Source organism: Vogesella mureinivorans (genome assembly GCF_007644035.1).
GTDB lineage: Bacteria > Pseudomonadota > Gammaproteobacteria > Burkholderiales > Chromobacteriaceae > Vogesella > Vogesella mureinivorans.
In genome coordinates this window covers 1-253 of the sequence record NZ_VMTV02000620.1, presented here as the reverse complement: position 1 = coordinate 253, position 253 = coordinate 1, and the positions used below count along the sequence as shown (strand labels likewise).

Below are 253 nucleotides of genomic sequence, written 5' to 3'. Positions count from 1 at the left end.
AACTTCATTCGTGACCTTACACCTGTTATTGAAATGCAACCTGACGCGCTCATCATGTCGGATCCAGGCTTGATTATGATGGTTCGAGAGAACTTTCCACAGATGCCGATTCATCTATCTGTACAAGCAAATGCAGTCAATTGGGCAACAGTGAAGTTTTGGAAAAATATGGGACTCACTCGTGTGATTTTGTCACGTGAGTTATCTATCGAAGAAATTGAGGAAATTAAGCAGAATGTACCCGATATGGAAA

Annotated in this window: 1 protein-coding gene; it reads left to right on the top strand. The window is 41.1% G+C overall.

Features of this window, described 5'->3' with window-relative positions; all coding sequences use genetic code 11:
• Nucleotides 1-253, top strand: a 253-nt coding sequence (locus FLQ44_RS16605) for a U32 family peptidase (protein WP_206208936.1), incomplete at both ends; no start/stop codon positions are given.